This is a genomic window from Streptomyces sp. CoH27 (assembly GCF_020181035.1).
Taxonomy (GTDB): Bacteria; Actinomycetota; Actinomycetes; order Streptomycetales; family Streptomycetaceae; genus Streptomyces; species Streptomyces camelliae.
On record NZ_JAIQYY010000014.1, the window covers coordinates 191,079 to 216,390 of the forward strand.

Sequence of the window (25,312 nt, forward strand, 5' to 3'; positions counted from 1 at the left end):
GGACTGTAGAGCAGCTCCGTACCGAGCGGTAGGGGTCAGGGGCGACAAGTTACCGGCGGTACAACATAGGCTGCGGGCGTGGCAGAGGACGCAGAACACCCGGAGGCACGGCCGCGGGCAGGGCGCGAGTACCGCATGGAGGAGCTGGCCCGGCTCGCCGGCATCACCGTGCGCACCCTGCGCTTCTACCGGGAGCGCAAACTGATCCCGCCGCCCCGGCGCGAGGGCCGTATCGCCTGGTACGACGACCACCACCTGGCGCGCCTGCGCACCATCGCGGCCCTGCTGGAGCGCGGCCACACACTGAACGGCATCGCGGAACTCGCGGAGGCCCTCGACCAGGGCCGGAACGTCGCCGACCTGCTCGGCGTCGGCACCCCTACCGAGGAGGAGCCGGTCCGCCTCACCCCCGAGGAACTCGCCGCCCGCTTCGAGGGCGAGGTCACCCCCGAGAACCTCGCCGCCGCCATGGAACTGGGCTACCTGGGCACCGACGGCGACGAGATCGTCCACATCAGCCGCCGCCTGCTGGACGTCTCCTCCGCCCTGGTCCGCGAGGGCATCCCGCTCGGCGAGGTCCTCGCGGCCGGCGCGCGCGTCCGCGAACACGCCGATGTCCTCGCAGAACTCTTCACCACGCTGATCCTGCGCCACGCCCCCGAGGAGGACCTCCACCGCCTGCGCCCGCTGGCCCGCAGCGTGGTGGAGGCGGAGCTGTCGCTGGCGCTGGACCGGCGGATCAGCAAGCGGAACTAGATGTCGTAGACGACGGTCACCGGCGCATGGTCGGACCAGCGCTCGGCGTGCGTGGCCGCGCGCTCCACGAACCCCTTGACGGCCTTGCCGGCGAGTCCGGGCGTGGCAACGTGGTAGTCGATGCGCCACCCCGAGTCGTTGTCGAAGGCCCGCCCCCGGTACGACCACCAGGTGTACGGCCCCTCGGCCTCGGGAAGCAGCGCGCGCACGACGTCGACGTAACCGCCCTCCTCGGCGGCGAACACCCGGCCGAGCCACTCGCGCTCCTCGGGCAGGAAGCCGGAGTTCTTGGTGTTGCCGCGCCAGTTCTTGAGGTCGGCCTGCTGATGGGCGATGTTCCAGTCGCCGCAGACGACGACCTCACGCCCGTCGGCGGCGGCACGCGCGCGCAGCTCCTTGAGATGGACGAGGAACACGTCCATGAAGCGGACCTTCTCGTCCTGCCGCTCGGTGCCGACCTCGCCGGAGGGCAGATAGAGGGAGGCAACCGTGACGCCGGGCAGGTCGGCCTCGACGTAGCGCCCGCTGCCGTCGAACTCGGCCGAACCGAAGCCGACCCGGACGCGGTCCGGCTCGCGCCGGGTGTAGAGGGAGACGCCCGCGCGGCCCTTGGCGGCGGCCGGGGCGTGCACGACGTGCCAGCCGTCGGGCTCCCGGACCTCGTCGGACAGCTGGTGCGGCTCGGCGCGCACCTCCTGCAGGCAGACGACGTCCGCGTCCGTCCGGGCGAGCCACTCCACGAAGCCCTTCCTGGCGGCGGCCCGCAGCCCGTTCACGTTCACCGAGGTCACCGTCAGCAAAGCACTCTCCTCGACCTCACGGCGGACCTCGGCTTCACGGCACATGGCCCGAGGTCACAGTCAGCACCAGGGCACGATACCGGCACACTGGTCCGAGTCCGCCCACCGTCCGCCCCAGCGGCTGCATAGAAGTACGATACCCGGCATGAATATACGTCCCGTCCGCTTCGATCACCCCGACGCCGTCAAACTCAACGACGAGGTCCAGGCCGAGTACGCCGAGCGCTACGGCGACGACGGCGACGCCACCGTCCTCGACACGGCGGACTTCACCCCGCCGGGCGGCGTCTACCTGATCGCGTACGACGAGTTCGACCGCCCCGTGGCCACCGGCGGCTGGCGCAGCCAGGACCGCAACGAGGAGGGCAACGAGGACGGCGACGCCGAACTGAAGCGCATGTTCGTCATAGCCGAGATGCGCGGCCGGGGCCTGGCCCGCCGAATCCTGGCGGCCCTGGAGGAGGACGCCCGCGCGGCCGGCCGGCGCCGCATGGTCCTGGAGACCGGCACCAAACAGCCGGAGGCCATCGCCCTGTACACCTCCTGCGGCTACGAGCCGTGCGCCAAGTTCGGCTACTACCGCCATCACGAGGAGAGCCGCTGCTTCGCCAAGAGGCTGTGAACGAGCTGAAGCCCCAGTCGGCTTGCCGACTGGGGCTTCATGCTGCGTGGACCTGAGGGGATTTGAACCCCTGGCCCCCTCGATGCGAACGAGGTGCGCTACCGGACTGCGCCACAGGCCCTTGCAACGAGTGAAACTCTAGCATCCCCATCGGGGTGCTTGGAAATCCGCTCCCTGACTGGTCAGAGGCGGGCTTCCAGCGGCGTGACGGCCGTCACTCGTTGGCCGCGCGCGGGCGGTCGCCGTCCTCGTACTGATCGAACAGGGGCGTGCGTCCGCGCTCGCGCGCCCGGCGCGCGGAGGCGGCGCCGGGGGTCCCCCCGCGCGAGCGCTTTCGAGCATGGGGGAGCGCGTCACTGCGCCCGCCCGCCGGCTTGCCCTCCGCCGCGGACACCTCCTCGCCCGCCTCGCCCTCCGGCGCGTGGGCCGCCTCGTGCTCCGGAGCGACCGAACTGGAGCGCGCCGAGCTCCACGTGTCGGGCGCCCCCAGATCCACGTCGGACGTGGCCCGCGGCGCGACCGGCGCCGTCACATAGGTCGGCAGGGGCACGGGCACCGGGTCCCAGCTGTCCCCGCCGGGCCGGCGCTGCCGCTCACGCTGCTGGTCGACCCACTCGGCGTGGTCGGTCTGCTCGACCAGGGCCCGCCGGTCCGCAGCGAGCGCCGAGAGACCGGCGTCCGTCCCGGCCTCCGGAGCCTCCTCCGGTTCGTCCGCGCCGGCGCTCGCATCGAGAGGCGCCCGCCGACGCGGCTGGCGCTCCCGCAGCCGCTGCGCCGCGACCTCGGCACGCCGGCGGTCCATCTGGTAGGCGAAGCGACGCCGCTCCTGGGAGCGCAGGTACGCGATGTACCCGCTGAGCAGGACGGCCGGCACGGCGGGCACCCACAGGAAGGCGAGTCCCCCGACAGCGGCGACGATCGCGCCCAGCGTGAAGGCGAAGAAGAGCACCACCGTGGTGCGCCGGCGGCGCGCGAGGACCTTTGTGCGCCTGGCACGCGCCGCGGCTGTCTGTGCCGCGGACACATCCCGCGCGGACGGCACTCGCTTCTGCGCCGGCACGGACCCGGACTTGGGCGCCGGCGCAGCTGCCTGTTCGCGTGCCGACTCCGCTCTCCCGGGTGCCTCGGGCCCGGTGTCCGCGTGCACCTGACGGCGGGTCGGAGGCATGGCGAAGGCCCGGACGTCCACCGAGTCGGTGGCGGCGTCCGGATCGCCGGCGTCCGGCTCCCCCTCCTGGGCGGAGCGTGCCCGCAGGTCCCTGGCGTATCGGCGCTCCATACCCGCCCGTCCGGACAGCAGCCGGATGGCGGTGCTGAAGCGTTCCGTCGGACGGGCCTCGTTCAGCTCGTCCTGCCTACGGAGCCACATCGGCACCAAGTAGGCGGCCCAGGCCCCGACAATGACTGCGTAGATGAGGCCGCTGCTGCTCACGCCTCACACGGTAGAGGGGTTTGCGTGAGGCCATCCGCCAATTGGGCCGGTGTGTCGCACGATCTGGCTGATATTTCCAGCATTTTTTGCGATCGATGCGATCAGAGAGCCTCCCAACCCGCGAATTCAATGCCCCGAGACGGTCAGCATCCGATCAATTTCGAACATATATTCAATTTCCCGGGGCCTGGGCGGGAGGATTCCGCGACGGATCCCGCTGAGAGCGTGCCCGCTGCCAGCGCGCGAGCAACCCGTCGGGCACCTCTTCCGCAGTGAGTGCGAAGACCAGATGGTCGCGCCAGGCACCGTCGATGTGCAGATAGCGCGGCCGGAGCCCCTCCTCACGGAATCCGAGTTTCTCCACGACCCGGCGGCTGGGCCGGTTCTCGGGGCGAATGCAGACCTCGATGCGGTGCAGCCCGACGGTACGGAAACAGTGGTCCACCACGAGCGCGACGGCCGTGGGCATCACTCCGCGCCCGGCCACCGCCTCGTCCACCCAGTAGCCGACATGCCCCGAGCACATCGACCCCCAGGTGATGCCGGCGACCGTCAACTGCCCGACGAGCCGCCCCTGGTACTCGATGACGAACGGCAGCATCCGGCCCGCGTTGGCCTCCGACCGCAGGTGCCGGACCATCTGGCGATAGGTCGGCCGGTGCACGACCGGACCGCTGGGCGTGGGCGGTGGGATGGTCGCCTCCCAGGGGCGCAGCCAGTCCCGGTTGCGCCGGTTCACCTCGCGCCACGCCCGCTGGTCGCGCAGCCTTATCGGCCGGAGGACGACATCGCCGTCCGCCAGCACGACAGGCCAGGAAAGGCTGTTCAGCTCGCACCCCCGCCCGTGGGTCTGGGGTGGTCGCCGCCGCGGATCTGGTCGACGGCGTGGACCAGCAGCGGCTCCAGTACGGCGAGGCCGTCCTTCACCCCGCCCGTGGAGCCCGGCAGATTGACGATCAGGGTCCGGCCCGCCACCCCGGCCAGACCCCGGGACAGCACGGCGGTCGGCACCTTCTCCCGGCCGAATGCCCGGATGGCCTCCGCGATGCCCGGCACCTCGTAGTCGATCACCGCGCGGGTCGCCTCGGGTGTGCGGTCGGTCGGCGAGACGCCGGTGCCGCCGGTGGTGACGATGGCGTCGTACCCGGCGTCGACCCCCGCGCGCAGGGCCGCCTCCACAGGGTCCCCGTCCGGGACGACCTGGGGTCCGTCCACCGCGAAGCCGAAGCTCTTGAGGCCGTCGGCGACCAGGGGGCCGCCCTTGTCCTCGTAGACCCCGGCGGCAGCCCTGTTGGAGGCGGTGACGACCAGGGCGCTGTACGACGCGAGCAGCGCGCCCCCGGCCGATGCGTCGAGTGTCATGCCCGGCTCCAGTCGCCCGACTTGCCGCCCGTCTTCTCCTCCACCCGTACGTCCGTGATGACCGCTCCCTTGTCGACCGCCTTCACCATGTCGATCACGGTGAGCGCGGCGACCGTCACGGCGGTGAGGGCCTCCATCTCGACGCCCGTGCGGTCCGTCGTCTTCACGACGGCCTGGATCTCCACGGCGTCGTCCGCGACCGACAGGTCCAGTTTCACACCGGACACCGACAACGGGTGGCACAGCGGGATCAGGTCCGGGGTGCGCTTGGCACCCATGATCCCCGCGATTCGCGCGGTGGCGAGGGCATCCCCCTTGGGTACCCCCTCGCCACGCAGCAGCTCGACCACGCGGGGTGAGACGAGGACCCGGCCGCTGGCGCGGGCGGTGCGCGCGGTCACGTCCTTCCCGGACACGTCGACCATGCGGGCGGCGCCCGCCTCGTCGATGTGCGTCAGGCCGTCCTGCGCAGCGGGTCCGGAGGTCTCCCCCCGGAAAGACTCAGTCATGCTGTGTGCCGCTCCCGGTCCGGGCCCGTCGCGGTGCGGTGCACGGGCCTGTTGTGCGCGCCACGCTACCGCCAAGTCGGCTCACGCACCGGGCCAGGACCCCCGTGGGCCCCGCGGCACGCACACACGCGCGCGTGCGTCAGCCGAGCAGCACGACCTCCACCTCGTCGCCGGGCTCGACGGACTCCACGTCCTCGGGGACGACGATCAGCGCGTCGGCGTGCGCCAGCGCCGCGATCAGGTGCGAGCCGGAGCCTCCCACGGGGGTCACCTCACCGTCGGCGTACGCGCCCCGCAGGAACTGCCGGCGTCCCTTGGGCGAGCGCAGCGCCTTGTCCGCCTTCAGGGCGGCCCGGGTACGGGGCCGGTGCAGGTCCGTGAGGCCCATCAGGGCACGGATGGCGGGGCGGACGAACAGCTCGAAGGAGACGTACGACGACACCGGGTTGCCGGGCAGGGCCAGCAGGGGCGTGTGGTCGGGGCCGATGGAGCCGAAGCCCTGGGGCTTGCCGGGCTGCATGGCGAGCTTGCGGAACTCCACGCCGCTGCCCGCCTCGTCCTCGTCGCCGGCGTACGACAGCGCCTCCTTGACGACGTCGTACGCCCCCACGCTCACCCCGCCCGTGGTGACCATCAGGTCGGCGCGGACGAGCTGGTCCTCGATGGTCGAACGGAGGGTGTCGGCGTCGTCGGCGACGGCACCCACCCGGTAGGCGATCGCGCCGGCGTCCCGCGCGGCGGCGGTGAGGGCGAAGCTGTTGGAGTCGTAGATCTGGCCGTCGGCCAGGTTCTCGCCGGGCTGGACGAGTTCGCTGCCGGTGGACATGACGACCACGCGCGGGCGCGGGCGCACGCGTACCGTGCCCCGGCCGATCGCGGCGAGGAGCGCGATCTGCGGCGGGCCGAGGATCGTGCCGGCCTCCAGGGCGCGGTCGCCGGCCTTCACGTCGCTGCCCTTGGCGCGCACGTGCGCGCGTGCCTCGACGGGGCGGTGCACGCGCACCTGCCCCTCGGCGCCCTCGGGGGCCAGGCTGCGCGCGCGCATGCCGCTCACCGGTCCCTCGCCGAGCCCGCCGTCGGTCCACTCGACGGGAACGACGGCCTCGGCGCCGGGCGGCAGCGGGGCGCCGGTCATGATCCGGGCGGCCTGCCCGGGGCCGACCCGGACCGGCTCGGCCGCACCTGCCGCGACGTCCCCCACGACGTCCAGGACGGCCGGGAACTCCTCACCGGCATCCGCGACGTCCGCGACCCGTACCGCGTACCCGTCCATGGAGCTGTTGTCGAACGGCGGCAGGGACACCGGCACCGTCACGTCGTCGACCAGGACACAGCCCTGGGCGTCGAGCAGTTGCAGCTCGATGGGTTCGAGGGGGCGGACGGTCGAGAGGATGTCCTCCAGGTGCTCGTCCACCGACCACAGGTGGTCCGGGCCGGCGGGGCGGGTCGCGGCGCTGCTCAAGATTGCTGCATCTCCTCGGCTACGTAACTGCGAAGCCAGGTCCGGAAGTCCGGGCCCAGGTCTTCACGTTCGCACGCGAGTCTGACAATGGCACGCAGATAGTCGCCACGGTCGCCGGTGTCGTAGCGGCGGCCCTTGAAGACGACGCCGTGCACCGGGCCGCCGACCTTCTCGTCCTGCGCGAGCTGCTGGAGGGCGTCGGTGAGCTGGATCTCGCCGCCGCGGCCCGGCTCGGTCCGGCGGAGTATGCCGAAGATGTGCGGGTCGAGAACGTAGCGGCCGATGACCGCGTAGTTCGAGGGGGCGTCCGCCGGGTCCGGCTTCTCCACCAGCCCGGTCACCTTCACCACGTCACTGTCGACCGTCGGCTCCACGGCCGCGCAGCCATAGAGATGGATCTGCTCGGGCGCGACCTCCATCAGGGCGATCACACTGCCGCCGTGCCGCTCCTGGATCTCGATCATGCGCTGCAGCAGCGGGTCGCGCGGGTCGATCAGGTCGTCACCGAGGAGGACGGCGAAGGGCTCGTGGCCGACGTGCGGAGCGGCGCACAGAACGGCGTGGCCGAGGCCCCGGGGGTCGCCCTGGCGGACATAGTGCATGGTCGCCAGATCGCTGGACTCCCGCACCTTCGCGAGCCGTTCGGCGTCGCGCTTCTTCTCCAGCGCCGACTCAAGCTCGTAATTGCGGTCGAAATGGTCCTCAAGGGGGCGCTTGTTGCGTCCGGTAACCATGAGCACGTCATCGAGCCCTGCCGACACGGCCTCCTCGACCACGTACTGGATCGCAGGCTTGTCGACGACCGGCAGCATCTCCTTGGGAGTGGCCTTGGTGGCCGGCAGGAACCGGGTGCCAAGCCCTGCCGCGGGAATGACAGCCTTGCTGATCCTGGGGTGCGACTGAGTCATGCCCGCCACCTTAACCGGTGCCTTTGCCGGGAATCTGTGGCTCCGGATGATTGACCCTTTATGAGGGTATTGAACAATCGAGAAGGGTGCGAGAACGACCCGTGGAACACGACGGACGCACGAGCGAGCCTGACAAGCGAATGTTGCGGCGGGAGTTCCTCACGGTGAGGAACGGGTTGACTGCCGATGACGTCGACACTACGGCGCGCAAGCTGGCGGAGCGCGCCCTGGAACTGCCTGAGCTGGCGCATGCGCGCACAGTGGCGGCGTACGTCTCCGTGGGGAGCGAGCCTGGCACGCGGGCGCTGCTGGACGCGCTGCGCGCGCGGGGCGTGCGGGTCCTGCTCCCCGCGCTCCTGCCCGACAACGACCTGGACTGGGGCGAGTACGCGGGCCCGGACTCCCTCGCACGGGTCCAACACGGCGGGAAGATGGCGCTCTTCGAGCCCGCGGGCGCACGCCTCGGCCCGGAGGCCGTCACGGCCGCCGACGTGGTGCTCCTGCCCGGGCTCGCGGTGGACGCGCGCGGGATGCGCCTGGGGCGCGGCGGAGGGTCGTACGACCGTGTGCTGGCCCGCCTGGAGCGCGCGGGCGCACACCCTCGGCTCGTGGTGCTCCTCTACGACGCGGAGGTCGTCGCACGCGTCCCGGCCGAGGCGCACGACAAGCCGGTGCACGCGGTGGTGACCCCCTGCGGCGTGCGCCACTTCCCGAGCGCCTGACACGACACGGAGAACGGCCCTCCACGCGTGCGCGTGGAGGGCCGTTCGGGCGCCCGTGCCGTCAGTCGCTCACGGCTTGAGGACGAGCGTGTCGCTCGTGCTCTTGTCGACCGCGCCGGCCGAGAACGACCAGGGCAGCAGCTCGCCCTTGGCCCACTTGCTCGTCTGGTCCGTGTAGTGCGCGCTGAAGGCGTGCCCGGAGGCGCCGCTCAGGTTGATCCACTTGGACTTGTCGAGATCGGCGAGGTTGACGACCATCCGCATCGACGGCACCCAGACGACGCCGTAGCCGCCGGCGGCGTTCCAGCCGGTCGCGTTGACCGTGGCCTCGCCACCGCTGAGCTTCCAGGGGCCGCGGTTGAGGATGTACTGCAGGACCTTGGGGCCGTCGGTGCCGAGCGTCTGGTTCTTCAGGAACAGGCGGTGCAGGCGGCCCCAGCTCCAGGTGTCGATGTCCTTGCCGAGCTTGGCGGTCAGCTCCCAGCGGGCGTCGATCATGGCGCGGGCGAAGAGCTGGTCCATGGTGGTCGCGGCGGGACGGGTGCCGGACTTGGGGGTCTTCCACCAGTCGCTGTCCGGCTTGTCCATCAGGTTGCGCACGACCTCGAACCAGCGGTCGCCGCCGTCCGGCTGCGCCTGGTCGGCGTCGCGCTGGCCGCACTCGCGCACCTTGGTGTTGTCGTCGACGGGACCGGTGCTGTCGATCTTGTCGACCCACAGGCACTGTCCCTTGACGCGCAGCTCCTTGGGGAGCTTGTTGCCGAAGGCGAGCTTGAGGATGTTGCGCCAGACGGCATTGAAGTACGCGGCCGCCGCCGAGTCGGATTCCTGGGTGTAGTCCCAGCCCTCCAGCAGCTTCTGCGCCTGGCGCACGTTCTTGTCGTCCAGGTTGATCTTCAGCAGCTTCGGCACCAGGAGCTTGGCGATCTCGCTGCTGTTGTCCAGCTGCATCTGCCGCATGTCGTCGGTGGAGATCTTGCCGCCGTCCTTGATCTTGGACTCGATCAGGTCGGCGATGCGCTGGCTGCGCGTGCCGTAGCCCCAGTCGGCGGTGAGCGTGTACGGGTACGCCGCCTTGTCGACCACGGCCTGGTTGGCGGTGACGATGTACCCGCGCGCGGGATCGAACTCGTAGGGCAGTTCGTCCTGCTTGATGAAGCCGGTCCAGCGGTACTTCGACTGCCATCCCGGCGCCGGGACGGAGCCGTCGTCCACCGAGGAGCGCGTGGGGATCTTGCCGGGCAGCGTGTAGCCGATGTGGCCGTCGGTGTCGGCGTAGACCAGGTTCTGCGAGGGCACGTCGAACTGGGCGGCGGCCTGGCGGAACTCGCTCCAGTTCGCCGCCTTGTCGAGGGCGAAGACGGCGTCCATCGAGGTGCCCGGGTCGAGCGCGGTCCACCTCAGGGCGACGCCGTAGCCGTCACCGCGGTCGGGCGCGGCGGTGTTGACCGTGGCCTTCTTGCCGACCTGGACGAGTTCGTCGTCGCGGTCGGACAGCAGTGGCATCCCGTCCTGGGTCTGGCGGACGACGATCGTCTTGGCCGAGCCGTCGGCGACCTTGATGGTCTCCTCGCGGGTCTTGAAGGGCCGGACCTTGCCGTCGTACAGGTAACCGTTGGCGGTCACCTTCTCCAGGTAGAGGTCGGTGACGTCGACGCCGGAGTTGGTCATGCCCCAGGCGATGTTCACGTTGTGACCGATGATCACACCGGGCATGCCGGCAAAGGTGTAGCCGGTGACGTCGTACGGGCAGCTGCTGGAGACGGTGCGGCAGTGCAGGCCCATCTGGTACCAGACGGACGGCAGCGACGCCGACAGGTGCGGGTCGTTGGCGAGCAGGGGCTTGCCGGTGATGGTGTAGCGCCCGGAGACGACCCAGGAGTTGGAGCCGATGCCCTGGCCGTTCACACCGACGGCGGTCGGGACGTTGTCCAGGACGTTGTAGAGGCCCCCCAGCTGGCTCGTGAGCGCCGATCCGGTCGCGCCCGAGGTGGAGGAGCGGGTCGTGCCCGTCGTGCCGCCAGAGGTGCCCTTGGCGCCGCCGGTCGTACCGGACGTGCCCGTCGTACCCGTGGTGCCGGTGCTCTGGGAGCTGCCCGTGGCACCGCTCTGCCGGAAGGTCTTGGACAGCTCGCTGTACTGACCCTCCTGCACTATCGGCTTGTTACGGCCGTAGGGGTACTCCGGGTAGAGGTCCTGGATCTGCTGCGGGCCGAGCCGGCTCGTCATCAGCGCGCGGTCGATCTCGTCCTGCATGTTGCCGCGCAGGTCCCAGGCCATCGCCTTCAGCCAGGAGATGGAGTCGACCGGGGTCCACGGCTGCGGCGTGTAGTCGTTGGTGAAGCTCAGCGCCGCGTACTCCAGGGAGATGTCCTTGCCGTCCTTGCCCTGGAGGTAGGCGTTGACGCCCTTGGCGTACGCGTCGAGGTACCTCTTCGTGGAGGCCGACAGCTTGGTGTCGTACTCCTGCTTGGCGATCCGGTCCCAGCCGAGGGTGCGCAGGAACTCGTCGTTCTTGACCTGGCTCTTGCCGAACATCTCCGACAGGCGCCCGGAGGTCATGTGCCGGCGCACGTCCATCTCGTAGAACCGGTCCTGTGCCTGGACGAAGCCCTGCGCCATGAACAGGTCCTCGTCGGAGGACGCGTAGATCTGCGGGATGCCGTTGCCGTCCCGCTTCACGTCGACCGGCCCGGACAGGCCCTGGAGCGTGATCGTTCCCTTGGTCTGCGGGAAGGAGGCGCGGACGGTGCTGATCGACCAGTACGCCCCGTAGGCGATGCCACCGATGATGGCCAGGACCAGCACGAGCACGATAAGTCGGGCTTTGCGCCCCTTCTTCCTGCCGGACTTGGCGGGCTTGTCACCCGTTGTGGCGGTGGTATTCGGGGGCATCGCTGTCCTTGCTGTCCTAACGCGAGCGGCAGGTCGGGCTGTGACTTTGAATGAGCGCTGGAGCAACCATAGGCGCAGGGCCCTGTCCCACTTGACGCGGAGTGGGGAACCAGCGTGTACGAACGTTCGATCTTGCCCGGCCAAGCGTCAAGAAAGCGTCAAGAGTTAGGTAAGGTAACGAAGTACTTGGGTGCGGTGTGCCGCAGCCTTGGATCTTGTGTACATGTGTCGCGCGCCCCGCGCGCGAGCCAGGGAAGGGAACCGCCGCTGACTGTTCACCACCTCAACCAGCTCCTGCTCGTCTGCTCCCTGGTCCTGCTCGTCGCCGTCGCGGCCGTCCGGATCTCCTCCCGCAGCGGGCTCCCCAGCCTGCTCGTGTACCTGGGGATCGGCGTCCTCATGGGCCAGGACGGCTTCGGACACATCCACTTCAACAGCGCCGCGATGACCCAGGTCATCGGGTACGCGGCCCTGGTCGTGATCCTCGCCGAGGGCGGCCTCGGCACGAAGTGGAAGGAGGTCCGCCCGGTCCTGGCGTCGGCCTCCGTCCTGGCGACCGCCGGAGTCGCCATCAGCGTGGGCGTCACCGCGGCGGGCGCGCACTATCTGGTCGGGCTGGAGTGGCGGCAGGCGCTCATCGTCGGCGCGGTGGTGTCGTCGACGGACGCGGCGGCGGTCTTCTCCGTACTGCGCAGAATTCCCCTCCCCGCGCGCGTGACGGGCACGCTGGAGGCGGAGTCCGGCTTCAACGACGCCCCTGTGGTCATCCTCGTCGTCGCCTTCTCCACGGCCAGACCCGTCGAGCACTGGTACGTCCTGCTGGGCGAGATACTCCTGGAGCTGGCCATCGGCACGGCCATAGGGCTCGCGGTGGGCTGGATCGGCTCCTGGGGGCTCAGGCGCGTGGCCCTGCCCGCCTCCGGCCTCTACCCGATCGCCGTGCTGGCCATCGCCGTCACGGCGTACGCCGCCGGCGCCCTGGGGCACGGCAGCGGCTTCCTGGCCGTCTACCTGGCCTCGATGATGCTCGGCAACGCCAAGCTCCCGCACTGGCCCGCCACGCGCGGCTTCGCCGAGGGGCTCGGCTGGATCGCCCAGATCGGCATGTTCGTCCTGCTCGGCCTGCTGGTCACCCCGCACGAGCTGGGCGACGACGTCTGGCCCGCCCTGGTCATCGGGCTGGTCCTGACCATGGCGGCCCGCCCGCTGAGCGTGGTCCTCAGCCTCGCGCCGTTCCGCGTGCCGTGGCAGGAGCAGACGCTGATGTCATGGGCGGGACTGCGCGGTGCCGTGCCCATCATCCTGGCCACCATCCCGATGGTGAACGGCGTCACCGGCAGCCGCCGCATCTTCAACATCGTCTTCGTACTGGTCGTGGTCTACACCCTCGTCCAGGGGCCGACCCTGCCCTGGCTGGCGCGCATGCTGCGCCTGGGCGAGAAGGGCGAGGCCGCCGACCTCGGCATCGAGTCCGCCCCCCTGGAGCGGCTCCGCGGCCACCTGCTCTCCGTCGCGATCCCCGAGGGCTCCCGGATGCACGGCGTGGAGGTCAACGAGCTACGACTGCCGACCGGGGCCGCCGTCACCCTCGTCGTACGCGATGAAAAATCGTTCGTTCCGCTGCCGACGACAGTGCTGCGCCGGGGCGACGAGCTGCTGGTCGTCGCCACCGACCCGGTACGTGACGCGGCAGAACGACGCCTGCGCGCGGTCGCCCATGGCGGCAAGCTGGCGGGGTGGCTCGGCGCGAACGGCGTGGGTGCCGGGCGGTGAGTACACAGCGCGCGGGGCACGCGTTACGGGTGTGTTTCGCACGATTCACACGGGTGCCAATCACAGGTGAACAGGCCCAACCGTGCTCGTTTTCACAGGTGCACAAGCCCTTGATCCCTGTAGGATGAAGGCACCCTGATCGAACCAACTCTGTCTGATGCAGAGCTGGCGCGACCGTATGGCGGCCGGAACGCCCTCCGCAGTGGCACCGGTATCTACCGCAGTTCCGCGCAAGAGGACAGCTCTCGGCGCCCCCGCACGGGCGCGCTACCAGGCGAAGAAAGGCACGGGCCGTGGAGTCCACGGTCACCACCGAGTCGGCGGAGAACTCGCCGGCGCCATCCCGCCCCGGATACGGACAGCTGCTGCGCACCCGCGGCGCCCGGACGTTCCTGCTCCCCGGCTTCGCGGCACGCCAGCCGTTCGCGATGCTCACCATCTCCATCGTGCTGCTGGTGCAGCACACCACCGGCTCGTACGGCGCCGCAGGCGCCGCCGCGGCCGCGACCGGTGTGTCCATGGCGCTGTTCGCGCCGTACAGCGGACGCCTCGCCGACCGCTACGGACAGCGCGCCGTGCTGATCCCCGGCGTCCTCGTGCACACGCTGTCGGGCCTGTCCCTGACGGCACTCGCGCTGGCGCACGCGCCGCTGTGGGCGCTCTTCCTGGCGGCCGTCCCCACCGGCGCCTCGGTGCCACAGGTCGGCCCGATGGTGCGGGCCCGCTGGGGCGTGAAGCTGCAGGGCTCGCCCCTGATGACCACCGCGGCGGCGTTCGAGTCGGTCACGGACGAGCTGACCTTCGTCTTCGGCCCGCTGCTGGCCACCGCGCTGTGCACCGGTGTGACGCCGGCGGCGGGTCTGGTCACGGAGGGCGCGCTGACGCTCGTCGGCGGTCTGCTGTTCGCCGCGCAGAAGAGCACGCAGCCCCCGGTGACCGCCGGGAGCGGGCACGCGCGCGTGCAGCACGCGTCCGCCCTGCGGGTGCCGGGCGTGCGCGTACTGGTCGTGACCTTCCTGGGCATCGGATCCGTCTTCGGCGGCATGCAGGTGTCACTGGCCGCCTTCACCGAGTCGATCGGCGAGCCCGGCCTGAACGGCGTCCTGTACGGCGTCTTCGCCGCCGGAAACATGCTGTCCGGCATCGTCTGCGGCGCGATCGCATGGAAGGCCGCCCCCCAGCACCGCCTGGTCGTCGGCTACACGGCGCTCGCGGTCATCGCGTCCGCCCTGTGGACGGCACATTCGGTCCTGCTGCTCGCGGGGCTCGGCCTGCTGGTCGGCATGTGCATCGCGCCGGCGCTGATCACCGGCTACACGCTGGTCGAGGCGTTGGTCCCGGCCGGCGCCCGCACCGAGGCCTTCACCTGGCTGACCGGCGCGGTGGCGCTCGGGCAGGCGGCCGCGGTCACCATCGCGGGCCAGCTGGAGGACCGGCTGTGGAACGGCGCGGGATTCCTGGTGCCCGCGGGCGGCACGCTGCTCGCGCTGGCGACCCTGGTGACGCTGCGAGCACGGCTGGTCGCGCCGCCGCGGAACCTGACCGTCGCACGTGGCGTCGGTCACCGCGTGCCGGTGACGGTGGACTGATCCCCGGGAATACGTCACTATGGACCGTCGTTAGCACTCATCGAGTCAGAGTGCCAGGAGGAAGACAGTGCCGACCTACCAGTACCAGTGCACCGAGTGCGGCGAGGGCCTTGAGGCGGTGCAGAAGTTCACCGATGACGCCCTGACCGAGTGCCCCAGCTGCGGTGGCCGCCTGAAGAAGGTGTTCTCCGCGGTCGGCATCGTCTTCAAGGGCTCCGGGTTCTACCGCAACGACTCCCGCGGCTCCACGTCGAGCAGCACCCCGGCATCGAAGCCGGCCGGCTCGTCGACCGGCACGTCTTCGTCCGACTCGAAGTCGTCCTCGTCGTCCTCCTCGTCGTCCTCGTCCTCGTCGTCGAGCTCCACGAGCAGCTCCGCCGCCTGACGCCCTCCGGCACTGAGCCCTGTCGTCGCACGACGGCAGGGCTTTCGGCGCTTGCGGACACCGGCTCCCCCGCCGTTCCCCCGCCAGCTAGTGTGCTGGTCATGGCGAACGCAGAGATCGGTGTGATCGGTGGCTCGGGCTTCTACTCGTTCCTCGACGACGTGACCGAGGTCCAGGTGGACACCCCCTACGGGCCGCCCAGCGACTCCCTCTTCCTCGGCGAGATCGCCGGCCGGCGGGTCGCCTTCCTGCCCCGGCACGGCCGCGGCCACCACCTTCCGCCGCACCGCATCAACTACCGCGCCAACCTGTGGGCGCTGCGCTCCGTCGGTGTCCGGCAGGTCCTGGGCCCCTGCGCGGTGGGCGGGCTGCGCCCCGAGTACGGCCCCGGCACGCTGCTCGTGCCGGACCAGCTGGTGGACCGTACGAAGTCCAGGGCGCAGACGTACTTCGACGGGCTGCCGCTGCCCGATGGCACGGTGCCGAACGTCGTGCATGTCTCCATGGCCGACCCGTACTGCCCCACCGGACGGAGCGCAGCGCTGAAGGCTGCCCGCGGCCGGGACTGGGAGCCGGTGGACGGCGGCACTCTGGTCGTGGTCGAGGGGCCGCGCTTCTCGACCCGCGCCGAATCGTTGTGGCACCAGGCGCAGGGCTGGTCGGTCGTGGGCATGACGGGTCACCCGGAAGCGGCGCTCGCCCGGGAACTGGAGCTGTGCTACACCTCGCTGACCCTGGTCACCGACCTCGACGCGGGCGCCGAGACCGGCGAGGGCGTCTCGCACGAGGAGGTGCTGCAGGTGTTCGCCGCCAACGTGGACCGGTTGCGCGGGGTGCTGTTCGACGCGGTGGCGGCACTGCCGGAGACCGCGGCACGGGACTGCCTGTGCGTGAACGCGCTCGGCGGGATGGATCCGGGCTTCGAACTGCCTTAGGGCACCTCCCGCTTCAGGCACGGCCTGTGGACAACCGGGCGGAACTCCCCGTTCGGGTGGCCGAGTTATCCACAATGCGTCCGTCATCCACCGTCTCCGACGGAATTCGGCGCGATCCCTCATCGTGGCATCGCAACCCGAATTCCTCGTCGCAGGCGGTGGTTTCCCATGTCCTGGTCCTCGTCGTCCCGGATTCCGTACTCATCTCCCCCCGCTTCTCCTGCTTCGCCGGCGCCTGTCTCACGTCCGCCTTCTCCACGCTCCCGGCCCTCTCCACCACCAGCCCCTTCCTCGCTCCGGCCTCCCGTGCGGCTCCCGCGCCCGCTGGGCACGGACGCTCCCGCCACCTGCGAGATCCCGCAGTTCCCTCCGGTGTACGTGCGCGGCGGGCGGTATCAGCTGCAGCGGCTCGTACGGCACCGCAGGCGGGCCATCGCCGCCGGCCTCGCGGTGACCGCGGCCGCTCTCGTGGCCACGGGGCCCCGCACGGCGACCGAACCGCACCGCCCGGAGCAGGCCCGCGGGCACCCGGTCACCGCACCCGTACGACGGCACGCACCCGTGGACGTGGTGACGGCGCCGGTGCGGATCGCCGACGCGGCCACGGTCCGGCTGCTACGGCCCGGCGACCGCGTCGACGTCATCGCCGCCGAGGACCCGTCAGCCGGTGGCGTTGCGAAGGTGCTCGCGCGCGGTGTGCGGGTGACCAAGGTGCCCGAGCCTCTGGAGGGCGGAACCGAGAGCGGGGCGCTGGTGGTGCTGTCGGTGCCACGTTCCGCAGCGGCCCGGCTCGTGGGTGCGAGCGCGACAGCACGCCTGGCGGTGACGCTGTGCTGAACCGACTCGGACGGTTTCTCGGCGGCTCGCTGTCGAGTCGCTCGATCGAGCTGCGGAATTGGACACAATGGCCTCACCGTGCCGTAGGTTGCGGAGCGTTTCGTTCCACACCCTGTGCATGCGAGGAGAGTCCCCTAGGTGAGTGCGAAGAAGGATCCGAGCGTCTGGCAGGGCTTCAAAGCCTTCCTGATGCGCGGCAACGTCGTCGATCTGGCAGTCGCGGTGGTCATCGGCGCGGCCTTCACGAACATCGTGAACTCGGTGGTCAAGGGGGTCATCAACCCGCTGGTCGGAGCGATCGGCACGCAGAACCTGGATCACTACAGCTCCTGCCTGAAGGCCCCGTGCCAGGTGGCCGCGGACGGCACGGTCAAGAGCGGTGTGCCGATCCTGTGGGGCTCTGTCCTCGGTGCCACGCTGACCTTCCTGATCACCGCGGCGGTCGTGTACTTCCTGATGGTTCTGCCGATGTCGAAGTACCTGGCCCGGCAGGCGGCGCAGAAGGCCGCGCGGGAGGGCACGAAGGAGGTCATCGAGGTGACCGAGCTGGAAGTGCTCAAGGAGATCCGCGACGCGCTGGTCGCGCAGCGTGGCTCGGGACACGACGAGCGCTGACGGCGCTGCCGCGAGCGGCTCAGAGGTGGTGGGGCGGCTTCTCGTCGAGGAAGCGCTTCAGGTCGGCCGCGCTGTCACCCTCCGTACGCTCGCCCCACCCGCGGTCGGTGTCGTCCGAGGACTGCTGGTCCAGCGGGTCGTCGAAGACCAGTCGGGGCTTCGGGTCGCGGGGCTCGGATTCCGGGGCGGTGCTCATGCGTCAAGAGTACGGCCCCGCTCCCGGCTGCCGGTTCTTCCGCGGGCGTGGCCGCCGTGATCCGCACCGTCCGCACCATCTGACCTGCGTTTCCGTCAGGTCTGTGAACCCTCGTCGGCTTGTGAATCGTGCACAAGATTTTGGCCCGGATTTCTGCTGTCCTGGGAGGCATGACGTCGAGTTCCGCACCGACGCCCGCCTCGTCGGGCGCACCCCAGTCCCCCGGGCTCCTGCGCCGGCTCACCGCGCGCGGGCGCGACGAAGTGCACCGGGTCTCCTCCCCGCTAGAGCTCTTCTTCGACCTGTGCTTCGTCGTGGCGATCGCGCAGGCCGGCGTCCAGCTGGTGCACGCCGTGGCAGGAGGGCACGCGGGCGACGGAATTCTCAACTACGCCATGCAGTTCTTCGCCATCTGGTGGGCCTGGATGAACTTCACCTGGTTCGCCTCGGCGTACGACAACGACGACGCCCTCTACCGAGTCGTCACCCTGGTGCAGATCGCCGGCGTCCTGGTGCTGGCCGCCGGCATTTCCCGAGCCTTCCAGCATCACGACTATCTGGTGGTCTGGCTCGGCTACCTGATCATGCGGCTGGCGATGGCCGCACAGTGGCTGAGAGCCGCGAGCTCGGCCTCGGGCACGGAGAGAACCATGGCGCTCCGGTACGCAACCGGCGTGCTGCTGTGCCTGGTCGGCTGGCTCGGCCTGGTGCTGCTTCCCGGTCCTGCCCGGCCCTGGGTCTTCCTCGTGATGGCGATCGTCGAGATGTGCGTGCCGCTGTACGCCGAGAAGAGCTACGAGACCTCCTGGCATCCGCATCACATCGCCGAGCGGTACGGCCTGTTCACCATCATCGTGCTCGGCGAGACGATCTCCGCGGCGACGGTCGCCGTGAAGTCGGCCGTGGACGAGCACTCCGCGCTGGGCGAGCTGCTGCCGATCGCGGCGGGCGGTCTCCTGATCGTCTTCTCCGCATGGTGGATCTACTTCGTGGTGCCCATCCACGGCCATCTGCGCTCCAACGGGCAAGCGTTCCTCTGGGGTTACGGCCACTACCTGATCTTCGCCTCGGCCGCGGCGATCGGCGCCGGCCTGGAGGTGGCCGTGGAACAGGCGGTCGGCAAGGCCCATGTCTCCACACTGTCCGCCTCGGCTGCCGTGACCCTGCCCACGGCGCTGTACCTGCTGACCGTCTGGGGCCTGCATTCGCGGCACTTCAAGGTCGGCATCACCCAGCAACTGGTACTGCCGGTCACGGCGCTGCTGGTGATCTGCTGCACCTTCCTGGGCCACGGGGCGGTTCTCGCGGCGGGACTCGTGTCCGCGGCCGCGGTCGCGACCGGGGTGACGCTGACGGCGCGCATGGTCGGCAGAGAGCGTGCGGTGAGTGCCGCCGCGTCCGCCGACTGAACCCTCGGCGCTGGCTTCGGCGGGCCAGACTTGCCCTCATGACAGTTGACGCATTGACGGACGTCGCCGGGGTGCGGGTGGGACACGCCACCCGCCGCGGGGACGGCTGGCTCACCGGCACCACCGTCGTCCTCGCTCCGGAGGGCGGCGCCGTCGCCGCCGTGGACGTACGCGGCGGCGGCCCCGGCACCAAGGAGACCGACGCACTCGACCCGCGCAACGTGGTGCAGCGCGTCGACGCGATCGCGCTGACCGGGGGCAGCGCGTACGGGCTCGATGCGGCATCCGGAGTGATGGCCTGGCTGGAGGAGCGGGGACGCGGAGTGCGGGTGGGGCCGGATCCGGCGCACGTCGTACCAGTGGTACCCACCGCGTGTCTCTTCGATCTGGGGCGCGGAGGGACCTTCGGCGCGCGGCCCGACGCGGCGATGGGACGCTCGGCGGTGGAGGCCGCGGCGGCGAGTGCGCCGGGCGCGCGGGTGCCCGAGGGGTGTGTGGGGGCCGGCACGGGCGCCGTGGCGGGGCGGATCAAAGGTGGGGTGGGCACCGCGAGCGCGGTGCTCGATTCGGGGATCACCGTGGCCGCGCTGGCGGTCGTGAACGCCGCGGGGGCCGTGGTGGATCAGGGTACGGGGGCGCTGTACGGGGAGTTGTTGCTGCAGGGGCGGGTGGAGTATCCGGAGGAGCACGTGCTTGTCGCGGCGCGCCGGAGGCTCGACGAAACGGCTGCCAGGAACGCGCCGCCGCCGCTCAACACGACGCTCGCGGTGGTCGCGACCGATGCGGATCTCTCCAAGGCACAGGCGCAGAAGCTGGCCGGGACGGCGCACGACGGGATCGCGCGGGCCGTACGGCCGGTGCACCTCATGCACGACGGGGACACGGTGTTCGCGCTCGCGACCGGTGCGCGCCCGCTGGACGGGCACCCTTTGGCGCTCAACGACATCCTGGCCGCCGGCGCGGATCTCGTGACACGCGCGATCGTGCGGGGGGTGCGCGCCGCCGAGTCGGTCGACGGGCCGGGCGGAGTGTGGCCGTCGTACGGGGAGTTGTACGGGGGACGGTAGGGGTGGTGCAGGGGCGGGACGCTCGCCCTCTCGCGCACGGGGGCTTGGTGGGGCTGGATTGTCGCGGTTCTGTCACGTGATGGTGTTCGGGGGAGTTGGCGGGAACCTTCGCGGGCGCCGGTGCACTCTTTCTTCACGCACTGGAACGGATCACGCACATCACATGAACCTGGAGCAGCCCGTGACAACGCCGGACATTGCAGCGCGGCGCGCACTGGGGGCCTGTGCCGCCCTGATGGTCGGCGCCCTCACCCTGACCGCGTGCGGCGGCAACGCCAACGCCACCAACGACGACAAGGGCGGGAAGGACTCCCCCAAGACGTCAACGGCGAAGATCGTGATCTCGGCGAAGGACGGGTCGACCAGCGCGTCCATCAACGCGACCGGTGTGACGGTCAGCGGCGGCAAGCTGACCGACGTGAAGATGAGCGTGGCGGGGTCCGGGCAGGCCGTGGCCGGGGCGATGTCGGCGGACGGCAGCAGCTGGAAGCCGAAGGAACGGCTGGAGCGCGGGACGAAGTACGAGATAGACGCGACCGCGAAGGACGCGAACGGGCGCACGGCGGCGGCCAACTCCATCTTCACCACCGTCACCTCGGCGAACAGTTTCATCGGCACCTACACGCCGGACGACGGCAGCACGGTCGGGGTGGGCATGCCGGTGTCGTTCACCTTCGACAAGGCGATCACCGACAAGAAGGCCGTGCAGTCGCACATCACGGTCAACTCCAGCAGTGGCCAGCAGGTGGTCGGGCACTGGTTCGGTGACCAGCGGCTGGACTTCCGGCCGCAGGAGTACTGGAAGGCCGGCTCCAAGGTCACGATGAAGATCGACCTGGACGGGGTCCAGGGGGCGAACGGCGTCTACGGGGTGCAGAAGAAGACCGTCTCCTTCACCGTCGGGCGGGCACAGGTGTCCACCGTCGACGCCAACACGCAGACGATGACGGTCGTACGGGACGGCCAGACGATCAAGACGGTGCCGGTCTCCACGGGCAGCTCCCAGCACACGACGTACAACGGGCAGATGGTGATCTCCGAGAAGTTCACGCAGACCCGCATGAACAGCCAGACGGTCGGCCTGGGCGGCGAGTACGACATCCCGGACGTGCCGCACGCGATGCGCCTGACGGAGTCCGGCACGTTCATCCACGGCAACTACTGGTACAACAAGGGCAACCCGCCCTTCGGCCGCGAGGGCACCAGCCACGGCTGCGTCGGCATGGCGGACGTGCAGGGCGCGCAGGGCGACACGACGGCCAAGTGGTTCTACGACAACTCGCTCGTCGGGGACGTCGTGATCGTGAAGAACTCCCCCGACACGACCGTCGCCCCGGACAACGGGCTGAACGGCTGGAACATGTCGTGGAGCGCCTGGATCGCGGGAAGTGCCGTCTGACGGCGACTTTTGACGCCATGTGGGGCCGCGCGGGAACTTCTCGCGCGGCCCGCGCGTTTTCCCGGCGTACGTTTTCTCGGTTCCCGGACATGATGTCCGACAGAGGGGCTACGGTATGCACCCACAAGGTGACATGCAGCAACGCCGGGAGATGCCTTGAGCGTTCCGTACGAGACAGCAGCGTACGAACCAGCCGAGTCGCCCGAGTCTCCGGAGGAGCATCTCGCGCGGCTCCTCGGCCGTGCCCTGAACTCCTTCGAACTGCCCGACGAGGTGATAAGGCAGCTCGACTGTGCGCTGGCACACGACAGTTCGCTGCACTCCGCGTATCACAGCGCAGGGCGGCACCGGGAGACGTACCGGCACACCTGGCTGCTCGCCGACGGTTCGGCGGTCACGCTGTGGGAGCTCGTGCACAACCCCGCGCCGGGCGAAGCCCCGGAGCACGAGGTGTACGTCGAGGAGGAGGAGCTGCAGGCGGCCACCGCGCGGCTCGGGCTGCCGCCGGACGCGCCGGAGTTCGAGTTGCCCGCGCTGATGCGGCTGTGGGCGATGCCCGAGCCCCGGCATGTGTTCGCCTCCGACGACTCGGCGGACCACGCGCGCCGGCTTCTGCGCCGTGCGGAGAACCCGGACCGGCCCGGCGCGGAGACAGCGACGCTGCTGGCGACGGCGACCGCGCACGAGATCACCCAGGCCTTCGGGCACCCCGGGCGGGCCGGGCGGGCCGGGCGGGTGGGATTGAGCTACGCGCTGTACGAGCACGCGTTCCTGCTGCCGGACGCGAGCGAGGTCTCCCTGTGGGAGGTCGAGCACACGGCCACGCCCGACGGGCGGCACATGTGCGAGGTCTACATGTCGGAGGACGCCGCCCGGGACGCCATGGAGCGGCGCGCGGCTCGGCAGGGGTAGCGCGCACGGACGTGCGAGGTGCGCGCCCAATGCGAGGGGCGTGGCCGGTTCTCGGGCGCCGGAGCGCTCTTCAGCCGTCAGCCTGAGCGCTCTTCAGCCGTCAGCCGGAGTGCTCTTCAGCCGTCAGCGAGTTGCCGTATCAGGCCCGCGAACGCGTCCTGTTCCGCGGGGGTCAGCTCGACGGATTCCAGCGGGGGCCCGACCCGGGGCTGGCGCGGCAGGGCCGGGAGCAGGGCCGTGGTGCGGCGGGTGGGGGCCTGAAGGCCAGTGCGGCCCAGCAGGCGCAGCAGGACGACGGCCCAGACGACGGCCGCCACAGCGAGGACGGCCACGCCGATCAGCTGGAGAGTCGGGACGTGCTCAGGCATGCGTCCCAGTACACACCACGGTCCGGGACTTTGGTCCCGGACCGTGACGTATCTCGCAGGTGCCGTGAACAACTCACAGCGAACTAAAGGGACAAGATGCGGCGTGGGGTGGCGCGGAGGTCAGGCCGCCACCGGCTGCTTGGTCTCCTTCGGGGTCGTGGCCGGGTTGGCCGCGGGGTCGCCGCCGGCCGTGGGTTCGGGGGTCTGCTTGCGCATGCCCTTGAGGAGGACGACCAGGGCCGTGGTGGCGCAGACGCCGGCCGCGATGGCGATCAGGTAGAGGAACGGGTTGCCGATCAGCGGGACCACGAAGATGCCGCCGTGCGGGGCGCGCAGGGTGGCACCGAAAGCCATGGACAGGGCGCCGGTGAGCGCTCCGCCGACCATCGACGAGGGGATGACCCGCAGCGGGTCCGCCGCCGCGAACGGGATCGCGCCTTCGGAGATGAAGGAGGCGCCCAGGACCCAGGCGGCCTTGCCGTTCTCGCGCTCGGTCTGGGTGAAGAGCCTGCCGCGCACGGTGGTGGCCAGGGCCATCGCCAGCGGCGGGACCATGCCGGCCGCCATCACCGCGGCCATGATCTTCATCGCGGAGTCGCTGGGGTTGGAGACCGCGATGCCGGCCGTGGCGAAGGTGTAGGCGACCTTGTTGACCGGGCCGCCCAGGTCGAAGCACATCATCAGGCCGAGCAGGGCGCCGAGCAGGATGGCGTTGGTGCCGGTGAGACTGTTCAGCCAGTCGGTGAGGCCCTTCTGGGCGGAGGCGATGGGCTTGCCGATCACGACGAACATCAGGAATCCGACGATCGCCGAGGAGATCAGCGGGATCACCACCACCGGCATGATGCCGCGCAGCGCCGGGGGGATCTGCACCCTCTGGATCGCCAGCACCACGCCACCGGCGATGAGACCGGCGGCCAGGCCGCCGAGGAAGCCCGCGTTGATGGTCACCGAGATCGCGCCGCCCACGAATCCGGGGACCAGGCCGGGCCGGTCGGCCATGCCGTAGGCGATGTAGCCGGCCAGGACCGGGACCAGGAAGCCGAAGGAGACGACGCCGATCTGGAACAGCAGGGCGCCCCAGCTGTCGGTCTGGGTCCACACGAAGTGGTCCATCACCGACGGCGCCTTGTTGATCTTGTAGCCGCCGATCGCGAACCCGAGGGCGATGAGCAGGCCGCCCGCGGCGACGAACGGGACCATGTAGCTGACGCCGGACATCAGCCACTTGCGGAGCTTGGTGCCGTACCCCTCGGTGGAGTCGCCCGCGCGCTCGACCGGCGTGCTGCCCGACGCGGGCGCCGGGGCGCTCGCCTCGCCGCGCGCCGCCTTCCCGCGCACCTCGCTGATGAGTTCGGCGGGGCGGTTGATGCCCGCCTTCACGCCGACGTCGACGGTCGGCTTGCCCGCGAAGCGGTCCTTGTCGCGTACGGGGACGTCGTGCGCGAAGATCACGCCGTCCGCCGCCGCGATCACCGCGGGGTCGAGCCGGGTGAAGCCGGCCGAGCCCTGCGTCTCGACGACCAGCTCGACGCCCGCATCACGGCCCGCGTTCTCCAGGGACTCGGCCGCCATGTAGGTGTGCGCGATACCGGTCGGGCAGGAGGTGACGGCGACGATACGGAAGGGGCGTTCGCCGGAGTCCGCGTCGGAGCCGGCGCCCGCAGGAGTCGTCTGCGCCGGGGCGGGCGCGTCCTGCGTCTTCGTCTGCGCCGCTGTGGTGACCGCTGCGGCGCCGGCGGAGGCCGCCACCGGCGTCGCAGCGGTGTTCTCGGGGGCGCTCACGGCGCCCTCAGCGGCGCTCGTCGCGCCCTCCCCCGCAGGCTCCGCCTCTGCGCGCGACGCCGACGGCGCCTCGTCGCCCCGGATCAGCGCCGCCGCGGTCCCCGCGTCGGCGACTGCGCGCAGGGCCGAGGTGAACTCGGCGTTCATCAGCTGACGGGCCAGGGAGGAGAGGATCGTGAGGTGGGCGTCGTCGGCACCGGCGGGGGCCGCGATCAGGAAGATCAGGTCGGCCGGGCCGTCCGGAGCGCCGAAGTCGATGCCCGCGGTGCTGCGGCCGAAGGCGAGGGTCGGCTCGGTGACGTGGGCGCTGCGGCAGTGCGGGATGCCGATGCCGCCGTCGAGGCCGGTCGGCATCTGGGCCTCGCGGGCGGCCACGTCGGCGAGGAAGCCCTCCAGGTCGGTCACCCGGCCCTGGGTCACCATGCGCTCGGCGAGGGCGCGCGCCGCCGCTTCCTTGGTGTCGGCGGACAGGTCGAGGTCGACCAGGTCCGCGGTGATCATGTCGCTCATCGCGGGCTCCTATGCACGCGTATCGCCCGGGGGGAGGGGTGGGCGGGGAGGGGGACGGGGGTGC

General features: G+C 70.7%; 24 protein-coding genes and 1 tRNA gene. 13 read left to right on the plus strand and 12 right to left on the minus strand.

Features of this window, described 5'->3' with window-relative positions:
• Positions 1 to 135 precede the first annotated feature (135 nt).
• Entirely contained in the window at positions 136 to 756 is a 621-nt protein-coding gene (locus LE548_RS24945; protein ID WP_225099243.1) for a MerR family transcriptional regulator, read from the plus strand.
• On the opposite strand, the gene LE548_RS24950 is transcribed toward LE548_RS24945, so the two are convergent.
• On the minus strand, positions 753 to 1,556 hold the full coding sequence (locus LE548_RS24950; RefSeq protein ID WP_225099244.1) for an exodeoxyribonuclease III: 804 nt from the start codon (positions 1,554 to 1,556) through the stop codon (positions 753 to 755). The genes LE548_RS24945 and LE548_RS24950 overlap by 4 nt on opposite strands.
• A 145-nt stretch (positions 1,557 to 1,701) precedes the next feature.
• Here LE548_RS24950 and LE548_RS24955 point away from each other — a divergent pair, with 145 nt between their 5' ends.
• Positions 1,702 to 2,178 (plus strand): GNAT family N-acetyltransferase, encoded by a 477-nt coding sequence (locus LE548_RS24955; protein ID WP_225099180.1) that lies wholly within the window; start codon positions 1,702 to 1,704, stop codon positions 2,176 to 2,178.
• Positions 2,179 to 2,225: 47 nt separating this feature from the next.
• Here LE548_RS24955 and LE548_RS24960 read toward each other — a convergent pair.
• From LE548_RS24960 to galU, 7 genes are all read right to left on the minus strand, one after another.
• Positions 2,226 to 2,299, minus strand: a tRNA-Ala gene (locus tag LE548_RS24960).
• A gap of 93 nt (positions 2,300 to 2,392) precedes the next feature.
• Entirely contained in the window at positions 2,393 to 3,610 is a 1,218-nt protein-coding gene (glpR, locus tag LE548_RS24965) for a gephyrin-like molybdotransferase receptor GlpR (RefSeq protein WP_225099181.1), read from the minus strand.
• A 172-nt stretch (positions 3,611 to 3,782) separates the two neighbouring features.
• The gene (locus LE548_RS24970) at positions 3,783 to 4,415 is read right to left on the minus strand and encodes a GNAT family N-acetyltransferase (RefSeq protein ID WP_225099182.1); all 633 of its coding nucleotides are present in this window, start codon (positions 4,413 to 4,415) and stop codon (positions 3,783 to 3,785) included.
• Between the two features lie 20 nt (positions 4,416 to 4,435).
• Positions 4,436 to 4,972 (minus strand): molybdenum cofactor biosynthesis protein B, encoded by a 537-nt coding sequence (locus tag LE548_RS24975; protein ID WP_225099183.1) that lies wholly within the window; start codon positions 4,970 to 4,972, stop codon positions 4,436 to 4,438.
• Positions 4,969 to 5,481 carry a cyclic pyranopterin monophosphate synthase MoaC gene (moaC, locus tag LE548_RS24980; RefSeq protein ID WP_225099184.1) on the minus strand — a complete coding sequence of 171 codons (513 nt, stop codon included), beginning with the start codon at positions 5,479 to 5,481 and terminating at the stop codon, positions 4,969 to 4,971. Before moaC ends, LE548_RS24975 begins: the two co-directional genes overlap by 4 nt.
• Positions 5,482 to 5,620: 139 nt before the next feature.
• The gene (glp, locus tag LE548_RS24985; RefSeq protein WP_225099185.1) at positions 5,621 to 6,943 is read right to left on the minus strand and encodes a gephyrin-like molybdotransferase Glp; all 1,323 of its coding nucleotides are present in this window, start codon (positions 6,941 to 6,943) and stop codon (positions 5,621 to 5,623) included.
• On the minus strand, positions 6,940 to 7,851 hold the full coding sequence (gene galU, locus LE548_RS24990) for a UTP--glucose-1-phosphate uridylyltransferase GalU (protein WP_225099186.1): 912 nt from the start codon (positions 7,849 to 7,851) through the stop codon (positions 6,940 to 6,942). Before galU ends, glp begins: the two co-directional genes overlap by 4 nt.
• A 140-nt stretch (positions 7,852 to 7,991) precedes the next feature.
• Here galU and LE548_RS24995 point away from each other — a divergent pair, with 140 nt between their 5' ends.
• Entirely contained in the window at positions 7,992 to 8,573 is a 582-nt protein-coding gene (locus tag LE548_RS24995; protein WP_225099245.1) for a 5-formyltetrahydrofolate cyclo-ligase, read from the plus strand.
• Positions 8,574 to 8,642: 69 nt separating this feature from the next.
• Here the strand turns inward: LE548_RS24995 and LE548_RS25000 are convergent, their stop codons facing one another.
• Positions 8,643 to 11,468 carry a penicillin acylase family protein gene (locus LE548_RS25000; protein WP_225099187.1) on the minus strand — a complete coding sequence of 942 codons (2,826 nt, stop codon included), beginning with the start codon at positions 11,466 to 11,468 and terminating at the stop codon, positions 8,643 to 8,645.
• Positions 11,469 to 11,693: 225 nt separating this feature from the next.
• Here LE548_RS25000 and LE548_RS25005 point away from each other — a divergent pair, with 225 nt between their 5' ends.
• From LE548_RS25005 to mscL, 6 genes are all read left to right on the plus strand, one after another.
• Positions 11,694 to 13,241 carry a potassium/proton antiporter gene (locus LE548_RS25005; protein WP_225099188.1) on the plus strand — a complete coding sequence of 516 codons (1,548 nt, stop codon included), beginning with the start codon at positions 11,694 to 11,696 and terminating at the stop codon, positions 13,239 to 13,241.
• Positions 13,242 to 13,534: 293 nt separating this feature from the next.
• A complete protein-coding gene (locus tag LE548_RS25010; RefSeq protein WP_225099189.1) occupies positions 13,535 to 14,830 on the plus strand; it encodes an MFS transporter in 1,296 nt (431 codons plus the stop codon).
• Positions 14,831 to 14,897: 67 nt separating this feature from the next.
• Positions 14,898 to 15,215 carry an FmdB family zinc ribbon protein gene (locus tag LE548_RS25015; protein WP_225099190.1) on the plus strand — a complete coding sequence of 106 codons (318 nt, stop codon included), beginning with the start codon at positions 14,898 to 14,900 and terminating at the stop codon, positions 15,213 to 15,215.
• Positions 15,216 to 15,316: 101 nt separating this feature from the next.
• Positions 15,317 to 16,150 carry an S-methyl-5'-thioadenosine phosphorylase gene (locus tag LE548_RS25020; protein WP_225099191.1) on the plus strand — a complete coding sequence of 278 codons (834 nt, stop codon included), beginning with the start codon at positions 15,317 to 15,319 and terminating at the stop codon, positions 16,148 to 16,150.
• A 306-nt stretch (positions 16,151 to 16,456) separates the two neighbouring features.
• Entirely contained in the window at positions 16,457 to 16,987 is a 531-nt protein-coding gene (locus LE548_RS25025; protein ID WP_225099192.1) for a hypothetical protein, read from the plus strand.
• Between the two features lie 138 nt (positions 16,988 to 17,125).
• Positions 17,126 to 17,602, plus strand: a complete 477-nt coding sequence (gene mscL / locus LE548_RS25030) for a large conductance mechanosensitive channel protein MscL (protein ID WP_225099193.1) — start codon at positions 17,126 to 17,128, stop codon at positions 17,600 to 17,602.
• 19 nt (positions 17,603 to 17,621) lie between these two features.
• Here mscL and LE548_RS25035 read toward each other — a convergent pair whose 3' ends face one another.
• Positions 17,622 to 17,798 (minus strand): hypothetical protein, encoded by a 177-nt coding sequence (locus LE548_RS25035; protein WP_225099194.1) that lies wholly within the window; start codon positions 17,796 to 17,798, stop codon positions 17,622 to 17,624.
• A 170-nt stretch (positions 17,799 to 17,968) separates the two neighbouring features.
• On the opposite strand from LE548_RS25035, the gene LE548_RS25040 reads away from it, so the two are divergent.
• The 4 genes from LE548_RS25040 to LE548_RS25055 all read left to right on the plus strand — a co-directional run bounded on the left by LE548_RS25040 (position 17,969) and on the right by LE548_RS25055 (position 22,585).
• Complete coding sequence (locus LE548_RS25040; protein ID WP_225099195.1) at positions 17,969 to 19,207, plus strand: low temperature requirement protein A; 1,239 nt, start codon at positions 17,969 to 17,971, stop codon at positions 19,205 to 19,207.
• Between the two features lie 38 nt (positions 19,208 to 19,245).
• Positions 19,246 to 20,274: a P1 family peptidase gene (locus tag LE548_RS25045; protein WP_225099196.1), complete on the plus strand. Its 1,029-nt coding sequence runs from the start codon at positions 19,246 to 19,248 to the stop codon at positions 20,272 to 20,274.
• Between the two features lie 181 nt (positions 20,275 to 20,455).
• Positions 20,456 to 21,673 carry an Ig-like domain-containing protein gene (locus LE548_RS25050; protein ID WP_225099197.1) on the plus strand — a complete coding sequence of 406 codons (1,218 nt, stop codon included), beginning with the start codon at positions 20,456 to 20,458 and terminating at the stop codon, positions 21,671 to 21,673.
• Between the two features lie 156 nt (positions 21,674 to 21,829).
• Positions 21,830 to 22,585 carry a DUF6227 family protein gene (locus tag LE548_RS25055; protein WP_225099198.1) on the plus strand — a complete coding sequence of 252 codons (756 nt, stop codon included), beginning with the start codon at positions 21,830 to 21,832 and terminating at the stop codon, positions 22,583 to 22,585.
• Between the two features lie 116 nt (positions 22,586 to 22,701).
• Here the strand turns inward: LE548_RS25055 and LE548_RS25060 are convergent, their stop codons facing one another.
• Together LE548_RS25060 and LE548_RS25065 are read right to left on the minus strand one after the other, a co-directional pair.
• Positions 22,702 to 22,953, minus strand: a complete 252-nt coding sequence (locus LE548_RS25060) for a hypothetical protein (protein WP_225099199.1) — start codon at positions 22,951 to 22,953, stop codon at positions 22,702 to 22,704.
• 120 nt (positions 22,954 to 23,073) lie between these two features.
• A complete protein-coding gene (locus tag LE548_RS25065) occupies positions 23,074 to 25,248 on the minus strand; it encodes a fructose-specific PTS transporter subunit EIIC (protein ID WP_225099200.1) in 2,175 nt (724 codons plus the stop codon).
• Positions 25,249 to 25,312: the final 64 nt, after the last annotated feature.